Origin of the sequence: Coprococcus intestinihominis (genome assembly GCF_040096555.1) — a bacterium.
In the GTDB taxonomy this organism is placed as follows: domain Bacteria; phylum Bacillota; class Clostridia; order Lachnospirales; family Lachnospiraceae; genus Coprococcus_A; species Coprococcus_A intestinihominis.
The window spans coordinates 1-8,468 of record NZ_JBBMEK010000139.1 but is presented as its reverse complement, the minus strand read 5'-3'; the positions used below and the strand labels follow the sequence as shown (position 1 = coordinate 8,468).

Genomic DNA, 8,468 nt, shown 5'->3' with positions numbered 1-8,468 from the left:
TCAAGGATATTGAGAAGCAGATCAAGTATCCGCTGTCTGCAAAGGATGCTCAGGGACGTCTGCTCTGCGGTGCAGGTGTTGGTGTTACAGCAGATATTCTTGACCGTGTAGATGCACTTGTTAAGGCACATGTTGATGTTATCGTTATCGATACGGCACACGGCCACTCAGCCAATGTTCTACGTACCGTTCATATGGTCAAGGATGCTTATCCGGATCTCCAGGTTATCGCAGGCAATGTTGCCACAGCAGAAGCAACAGAAGCACTGATCGAAGCTGGTGTCGACTGTGTCAAGGTTGGTATCGGACCTGGTTCTATCTGTACAACACGTGTTGTTGCCGGTATCGGTGTTCCTCAGGTCTCAGCTGTTATGGATTGTTATGAAGCAGCCAAGAAACACAATATTCCGATTATCGCTGATGGCGGTATCAAGTATTCCGGTGATGTAACAAAAGCAATCGCAGCTGGTGCCAATGTCTGCATGATGGGCAGCATGTTCGCAGGTTGTGATGAAAGCCCGGGCAGCTTCGAATTGTATCAGGGAAGAAAATACAAAGTTTACCGAGGCATGGGTTCTATCGCTGCTATGGAAAACGGAAGCAAGGACAGATACTTCCAGTCAGATGCCAAGAAACTGGTTCCTGAAGGTGTTGAAGGCCGTGTTGCTTACAAAGGCTTCGTTGAAGACACTGTATTCCAGCTCCTTGGCGGTCTCCGTGCAGGTATGGGTTACTGCGGTGCAAGAACAATTGAAGAACTGAAAGAAAACGGACGTTTCGTGAAGATTTCTGCGGCAGCTTTGAAAGAAAGCCATCCGCATGATATTCACATTACAAAAGAGGCACCAAACTACAGTGTCGATGCTTAATCTGTAACTGTTCAGAGCCAAGCAAAATTTCAAACAACAGGTATAAAATGCTTGCATTTTTAAGTCTGTTTATGAAATTTTATTTGGCGAATACGTCACACCGACGAAATGCGTAGCATTTTGGAGGCTGGCTCTGAACAGTTATCTTAATCTTATGAAATAAGTCGGCTGCTGCAGGATTGAAGAAGAATTTTCAATTTTGCAGCAGCTTTTTGCATATTTTTATCCAACAGCCGGATAATAAAAGGATGACCCTTGTTTACGATTAATAGCAAAATGTGTTATAATAGATGGCACGAATGCGAAAATGATCAGGAGGCATAAAATGACAGACAAATTTACTCATATTCCGGCGGCCTATGAAATCGTCAGTCTGGAATATATAGATGAGATCAAATCCCAGGCAGCACTGCTCAGACACAGGAAAACCGGTGCAAGAATCGCTGTTCTGGCTAATGATGATGAAAATAAAACCTTCAATATCGGTTTCAGAACTCCTCCAAAGGACAGTACCGGCGTTGCCCATATTATGGAACACTCGGTTTTGTGCGGTTCAGAGAAGTTTCCTGCCAAGGACCCTTTTGTAGAATTAGCGAAGGGCTCTCTTAATACATTTTTGAATGCGATGACCTATCCGGACAAGACGGTTTATCCTATTGCCAGCTGCAATGATGCAGATTTTCAGAATTTGATGCATGTCTATCTGGATGCCGTTTTTCATCCGAATATTTATATTCATGATGAGATCTTCAGACAGGAAGGCTGGCATTATGAGTTAACAGACAAGGACGCACCCCTTATTTACAATGGTGTTGTCTATAATGAAATGAAGGGCGCTTTTTCAGCACCCGAACAGATTTTATATAGAAAGATCACCGATACACTGTTCCCGGACACCATCTATAGTGTCGAGTCCGGCGGTGATCCGGATGTCATCCCACAACTGACCTATACGCAGTTTCTGGATTTCCACAGGAAGTATTATCATCCATCCAACAGCTACATTTACCTGTATGGCAATATGGACGTGGCAGAGAAACTGGCTTTTATTGATGAAGCATACCTGTGCCAATTTGATAATACCCGGGTAGATTCCGCTATTGCAAAGCAGGCTCCATTTGCCCACACTTCTGTCACCCGTGGTGAATACCCGATCGGCAATGATGACAGAGAAGACAATGCCGCTTATATGGCATACAGCTGGGTCGTTGGTGACAGCCTTGATGCCAAGCTTTGCCTTGGGTTTCAGATTCTTGAATATGCACTGATGGAAGCTCCCGGAGCACCTTTGAAACAGGCGCTTTTAGACAAAGGCTTTGGGGAAGATATCTATGGTATGTTCGAGACAAGTCTTATACAGCCATATTTGTCCATTATCATCAAGAATATTAATGAAGAAGACAGAGATGAAATTGTTCAGGTGATCCAAACTGAATTAGAGAAGCTGGCAGATGGCGGACTGAACCACAAGACACTTGAAGGCGCCTTGAATTATTATGAATTCAAGTCAAGAGAAGGTGATTTCGGCCGCTGGCCAAAAGGGCTGATGTACGGATTACAGTTAATGGACAGCTGGCTCTATGATGACAATAAGCCTTTTGTTCATCTGAAATTCCAGGCAGTTTATGATGAATTAAGAGAGGGCCTTTCCAAGGGATATTTTGAGAACTTGATCCGACACTATATGATTGATAATACCCACTGTTCTGTTTATCTGCTTTGCCCATCTAAGGGGCTCGCAGCAAGAAAAGAGCAGGCATTGGCTGATCAGCTGGCAGAATACAAGGCTTCCCTTTCAGAGGAAGAACTGGAGCAGCTCATTGCAGCCACCGAAGAATTGAAGCAATATCAGAGTGAACCATCGCCAAAAGAGATCCTTGAAATGATCCCACTGCTGACAATTGATGATATCCGCAAAGAGGCTGAACCTATCTACAATAAGGTGTTGTCGGAAGAAGGTATTGCTATTCTGCAGCACGAAATTGAAACTAATCGAATTGCTTATGTTGATCTGCTGTTTGATATTTCCCATATAGATGCGGAAGAGGTTCCTTATCTCGGCATATTGACAGAAGTTCTTGGCAATATGAACACAGATCACTATACCTATCAGGAACTGACAGATGAGGTGAATTTATATACCGGCGGTCTTCGGACAGCAGTGAACATTTACGGTCTTCAGGGCAGTGATACTTATAAGCCACGATTTGAAATGTCCGGCAAAGTCCTGTACAGCAAAGTGCCAAAGATGTTTGAATTATTTGAAGATATTTTACTTCATACCCATTTTGATGATGAGAAGCGTCTGAAAGAGATTCTAAACCAGCTGAAATCCCGTCTTGAAATGGGCTTTATGTCAAATGGTCATTCAACGGCTGTAAACAGAGCCATGTCTTATTTCAACCAGGGCAGCTGGTACAAAGAACTCGTAGAAGGCATTGCTTTCTATCAGTTCTTGTGTGCGATACTGAAAGATTATGACACCAGAAAAACAGAAATCATTCATAAATTGCAGACAATCGGTCAGAAGATTTTCAGAAAAGCATACCTTATGGCGGATATGACCGTTGATCATGAAGGCATGCAGATATGTACAAAGCCACTCGTATCTTTTGCCGGCAAGTTATACACTGCGCCGATGAGCGCTGTCGACTGTGCAGTCAAAACCATCGGCACATGCCCGAGACACAATGAAGCTTTTATCACATCCGGTATGGTACAGTATAATGCCTGTGTAGGCAATTTTGAGGGATCAGGTATGGCTTACAGCGGCAGTATGAATGTGCTGAAGAATGTGTTGGGCAATGAATACCTCTGGAATAATGTCAGAGTCAAAGGCGGTGCATACGGCTGTATGTGCGGTTTTGCGCCAAGTGGCAATGGTTATTTCACTTCTTACAGAGATCCGAATCTTGCAAAGACTTATGATATTTATGCGAATGCAGCCGACTATGTCCGGTCTCTGGCATTAGATGACAGAGAATTGACGAAGTATATCATCGGTGCCGTTGGTGCCATCGACCTGCCGATGACAGCTTCTATGAAGGGAAACCGTTCACTGGCAGCGTTTCTCGGGGAACGCAGTTTTGAACAGATACAGAAGAACAGAGATGAGCTTCTTGCAACAACTGTTGACGATCTGAGAGACCTTTCAAAGGCTGTTGCGTCAGTCATTGAAGCCGGTCATATCTGCGTTGTAGGCAGTGAAAGCAAGATCACAGAAGAAAAGGACCGTTTTGAATACGTGGCACAGCTTACTCAATAGCATACAAGTGATCCAAAAGCTTTAAGCAGTTCAATTTAGGAAACATAAGACATATAAAAATGTCTTGGGAATCAAACAGGGGAGAATTTATGAATCAACAATACAAATCCGGATTTGCAACACTGATTGGTCGTCCGAACGTTGGCAAATCCACATTAATGAACCATTTGATCGGACAGAAAATAGCCATCACATCCAATAAACCGCAGACAACAAGAAACCGCATTCAGACGGTTTACACAAGCGAAGAAGGCCAGATTGTTTTTGTGGATACACCGGGTATCCACAAAGCCAAGAATAAACTGGGTGAGTACATGGTAACAGTTGCAGAACGCACTTTAAGTGAAGTGGATGTCATTCTCTGGCTTGTTGAACCAACGACTTTTATCGGTGCCGGTGAACAGCATATTGCAGAACAGTTAAGAAAAACGAAAACACCGATTATTCTTGTTATCAATAAGATTGATACCGTAAAGAGAGAAGAAATCCTCAAAAGCATCGACGCATACAAAGATATCTGTGATTTTGCAGAAATCGTTCCATGTTCTGCACTTAAAGGGGACAATACAGAAGATTTAATCAAAGTCATCATGAAATATCTGCCGTATGGTCCGCAGTTCTATGATGAAGATACCGTTACGGATCAGCCGGAGAGACAGATTGTTGCAGAGTTGATCCGCGAAAAGGCCTTACGATCCCTGAATGAAGAAGTACCTCACGGTATCGCTGTTTCTATTGATCAGATGAAAGCACGCAACAGCAGGCTCATTGATATTGATGCCACCATTATCTGTGAACGTGATTCTCACAAAGGCATTATTATCGGCAAACAGGGCGCCATGCTTAAGAAAATCGGTTCTCAGGCCAGACCGGAAATCGAGGATATGCTTGGAAAGAAAGTCAACTTAAAACTCTGGGTCAAAGTTAAGAAAGACTGGAGAGACAGCGATTTTCTCATCAAGAACTTTGGTTACGATAAGAAAGAATACTAGGAAAGATGTGTCCAAATGGCTGAACTGGTAAAAGTCACAGGTATGGTGATCTCAACGATGGCTGTGGGAGAATATGATAAAAGGGTTGTCATTCTGACAAAGGAACGGGGCAAGATTCACGGGTTTGCCCGAGGCGCCAAAAGGCCCGGCAATAGTCTGATGGCAGCTGCACAGCCTTTTGTATTCGGAGAATTTATGTTACTGGAAGGCCGCAGTGCTTATACAATCTCCAGTGTTAAAGTAATGAATTATTTCGAGGAATTTCGAAAAGACATGGATGCCACCTGTTATGGTTGCTATTTTCTTGAATTTGCTGATTATTATGGCCGTGAAAATGCAGATGATCTGGAAATGCTAAAGCTTCTCTATCAGACTGTACGGGCGCTGTGCAAGAAAACCATTGCCTATCCTTTAATCCGGTGTATCTATGAATTGAAAATTATGGCTGTTAACGGAGAATGTCCGCAATGCTTTGAGTGTGCCTGCTGTCATACAACAGAAAATCTATCTGTTTTCAGTGCCCGTTATCGCGGACTGCTCTGCGAGAAATGCGCCGGACATGAGAAAATGACAACGATTTCTATAAGCCCGGCAGCCATTTATACCATGCAGTATATTATCAGTACACCTATTGAAACAATATATACATTTACGGTCTCCGATGATGTCCTTAATAATCTCAAGTCAATCATCGAACGTTATCGAAACCAATATATTGACAGACGTTTTAAATCTCTTGAAATATTGACGATGATGGAAGATGTGTAAAGTAAAAGAATTCTCAAAAAGGGATTGAAAAACTGGTATTTTAAGGATACAATGAATGAGACATACACAGACAGGAGGTCATATAATGAAGCATTGCATATTACCGGCTGTATTGCTGTGCATGACGCTTCTGGCCGGATGTACCGGAAGGAAAGTTGATTTGTCCAATGTGACAGAGTCGACGATCGGCGTGAATGGAGACGGTTCTGTCGAGGAAGTTGTAATCGAATCCTTTGACAAGGAGTATTATTCCTTGTCAGACTTGACAGCGTATGTCAACAAGCAGGTGGATGCATTCAATCAGGCCAATCCTCAGGAGCAGCCGAAGGATAAGAAATCGGATGATGAAGAAATTACAGCTGTTTCCGTTCATTATGTTGAGACGGACCCGGATGCAAAAACTGCGGCAATGGCACTTGGATATTTGAATATGGATATCTATGACGCTTTCAATGAGACGGATTTTGAATTTCTTTCAATGGAAGAAGCTGCTTCAGATGAACGTATTGCAGATATAGATGGTCTGGTTGAGGTGAAAAGCGGAGAGGAGACTACTTTTAAAGATCTGTCCGAGCATAAGCATCTTCATCTCATTTATACAGATAGTTCTGTGCGTATTCAGACCAACGGTAAGATTATGTACTACAGTAAAAATGTATCTCTGGTGGATGATCATACAGTTCAGACTTCGGATGATCCGTCAGTGATTCTCTTCAAGTGATCTTTCACTTGATAGCATAAATAAAATTGCGAGGTAAAGAACATGGAAAAAACAATGGAAAAAATCGTAGCACTTGCTAAAGCCCGCGGATTTGTTTATCCGGGCTCAGAAATTTACGGCGGACTTGCCAATACATGGGACTACGGTAACCTTGGCGTTGAATTAAAAAACAATGTAAAAAAAGCCTGGTGGAAGAAATTCATCCAGGAGAATCCATACAATGTGGGCGTTGACTGTGCTATTTTGATGAACCCTCAGACATGGGTTGCATCCGGCCATCTGGGCGGTTTCTCAGATCCGCTGATGGATTGTAAAGAATGTCATGAAAGATTCAGAGCAGACAAACTGATCGAAGATTTCTGTCAGGACAACGGTATTGAACTGGAAGGTTCCGTTGATGGCTGGTCTAACGAACAGATGGTCAACTTCATCGATGAGAAGAATATCTGCTGTCCAACCTGCGGCAAGCATAACTTCACAGATATCCGTCAGTTCAACCTGATGTTCAAGACATTCCAGGGTGTAACAGAAGATGCGAAGAATACCGTTTATTTGAGACCTGAAACTGCACAGGGTATCTTCGTTAATTTCAAGAATGTCCAGAGAACATCCCGTAAGAAGATTCCATTTGGTATCGGACAGATCGGTAAGTCTTTCAGAAATGAGATCACACCAGGCAATTTTACTTTCCGAACAAGAGAATTTGAACAGATGGAACTGGAATTCTTCTGTGAACCGGATACAGACCTTGAATGGTTCGCATACTGGAAAGAATTCTGTATTAACTGGCTTCAGACTCTGGGTATCAAACCGGATGAGATGAGAGTCAGAGACCACGAAGCTGAAGAGCTTTCCTTCTATTCCAAAGCAACTTCCGATATTGAATTCCTCTTCCCGTTCGGATGGGGCGAGTTATGGGGCATTGCAGACAGAACCAACTATGACCTTTCACGTCATATGGAAGTTTCCGGCGAAGATCTGACATACTTTGATGAAGGTAAGAAAGAGAAATACATCCCATTCGTCATTGAACCTTCTCTGGGTGCTGACCGTGTGGTACTTGCATTCCTCTGCGGCGCATACGATGAGGAGAATATCGGCACAGAAGAGAAACCGGATATGCGTACAGTTCTTCATTTCCATCCGGCACTGGCTCCTGTCAAGATTGGTGTACTCCCATTATCCAAGAAATTGGGTGAGAAAGCAGAAGCTGTCTATGCAGAACTTTCCAAGAACTGGAACTGCGAATATGACGACAGAGGCAATATCGGTAAGCGATACAGAAGACAGGATGAAATCGGCACACCATTCTGTGTTACTTATGATTTCGATTCCGAAGAAGATGGCTGCGTAACTGTTCGAGACAGAGATACTATGGAACAGGAACGTGTGAAGATTGAAGATCTGACAGCTTACTTCATGGAGAAATTGGCTTACTAAGATGATTTAAAAATACGACTGAAAAGGCATGTGAAAAATGATTTTTTACATGCCTTTTATGTTGTCTATAGTCGAAGAATTGTATAGGCTATTTGATAATTGTGCAGTTTATTGGATGATGTATGCATATGCCGAATGATAATTGGCAAATATTTGTTAAATATTCACTATATAGCATTTGCTTTTTAAGAAAAAAGTGCTAAAATATAGATATCGGAACTTGTAGTATATATCATTTTGTAGTGTATTTTGCACATGAATTCAGATGGAAAATATATCAGCGCAGCAGACTTGAATTCTGCACCGGGATTTCATTGTGATTCTAGGTACACAAGCATTTAAGGGGGATTTATAATGCGCAAGTGGGTTTATATGTTTACAGAAGGTAATGCAAGTATGCGAGAACTGTTAGG

6 protein-coding genes are annotated in these 8,468 nt (G+C 42.5%); all 6 read left to right on the top strand.

Going from position 1 to position 8,468, the window contains the following annotated elements; all coding sequences use genetic code 11:
* The coding region (guaB, locus tag WMO25_RS11050) for an IMP dehydrogenase (protein ID WP_349085365.1) at positions 1-869 on the top strand (869 nt) is incomplete at its 5' end.
* A 325-nt stretch (positions 870-1,194) separates the two neighbouring features.
* Positions 1,195-4,134: an insulinase family protein gene (locus WMO25_RS11045; RefSeq protein ID WP_349085364.1), complete on the top strand. Its 2,940-nt coding sequence runs from the start codon at positions 1,195-1,197 to the stop codon at positions 4,132-4,134.
* A gap of 89 nt (positions 4,135-4,223) precedes the next feature.
* Positions 4,224-5,126: a GTPase Era gene (gene era / locus WMO25_RS11040; RefSeq protein ID WP_015514321.1), complete on the top strand. Its 903-nt coding sequence runs from the start codon at positions 4,224-4,226 to the stop codon at positions 5,124-5,126.
* A gap of 15 nt (positions 5,127-5,141) precedes the next feature.
* The gene (gene recO, locus WMO25_RS11035; RefSeq protein WP_015514320.1) at positions 5,142-5,894 is read left to right on the top strand and encodes a DNA repair protein RecO; all 753 of its coding nucleotides are present in this window, start codon (positions 5,142-5,144) and stop codon (positions 5,892-5,894) included.
* Positions 5,895-5,979: 85 nt separating this feature from the next.
* Positions 5,980-6,615: a hypothetical protein gene (locus WMO25_RS11030; RefSeq protein WP_117540009.1), complete on the top strand. Its 636-nt coding sequence runs from the start codon at positions 5,980-5,982 to the stop codon at positions 6,613-6,615.
* A gap of 42 nt (positions 6,616-6,657) precedes the next feature.
* A complete protein-coding gene (locus WMO25_RS11025; protein ID WP_015514318.1) occupies positions 6,658-8,055 on the top strand; it encodes a glycine--tRNA ligase in 1,398 nt (465 codons plus the stop codon).
* Positions 8,056-8,468: the final 413 nt, after the last annotated feature.

Coding starts and splice junctions, on each gene's coding strand:
- WMO25_RS11045 (WP_349085364.1), top strand. CDS start 1,195: ATGACAGACAAATTTACTCATATTCCGGCGGCCTATGAAATCGTCAGT.
- era (WP_015514321.1), top strand. CDS start 4,224: ATGAATCAACAATACAAATCCGGATTTGCAACACTGATTGGTCGTCCG.
- recO (WP_015514320.1), top strand. CDS start 5,142: ATGGCTGAACTGGTAAAAGTCACAGGTATGGTGATCTCAACGATGGCT.
- WMO25_RS11030 (WP_117540009.1), top strand. CDS start 5,980: ATGAAGCATTGCATATTACCGGCTGTATTGCTGTGCATGACGCTTCTG.
- WMO25_RS11025 (WP_015514318.1), top strand. CDS start 6,658: ATGGAAAAAACAATGGAAAAAATCGTAGCACTTGCTAAAGCCCGCGGA.